Below are 466 nucleotides of genomic sequence, written 5' to 3'. Positions count from 1 at the left end.
AATGGGCGACGAACGGCACGAGAAGATCCAGCAGCGCGCATACCAGATCTGGGAGCGTGAAGGCGGCGGCGATCCCGAGCATCATTGGCACCGGGCCGAGGCCGAGATCGACAGGGAAGCGGCCCTGCCGCTGACAGCCGACGACGCCTTGCCGCGCGAGATCGCCAGCACCGATGTGCTGGAGGTCGAGGAACTCGCCATGCGCACCGGCATTTCGGGCGACGAGGCGCAAGCGCTGCTCGACCGCCTGGGCACTGACCGTGCCGCGGTGGAGCAGGCAGCGCGCGGGCTGAAGGCCAAAAAGGGCACCTGACCAGGGAGAGCGAGATGATCCGCAAACTCAAGGACGGCAGATACCGGCTTTATTCACGCAACAAGGACGAGAAAACCGGGAAACGGCGGAATCTGGGGACGTTCGATAACCGCGAGGCGGCGCAAAAGCATGAGAAGGAGGTGCAGTATTTCA

1 protein-coding gene is annotated in these 466 nt (G+C 63.9%); it reads left to right on the top strand.

The annotated features are described in order from the left end of the window. Position 1: 1 nt before the first annotated feature. A complete protein-coding gene (locus ACWTU8_RS32545) occupies positions 2–313 on the top strand; it encodes a DUF2934 domain-containing protein (protein ID WP_454580843.1) in 312 nt (103 codons plus the stop codon). The last annotated feature ends 153 nt before the right edge of the window (positions 314–466 follow it).

Source organism: Mesorhizobium sp. BHbdii (assembly GCF_053848045.1).
The sequence above is the reverse complement of the archived record's forward strand: the minus strand, read 5'-3'. Positions and strand labels throughout refer to the sequence as shown.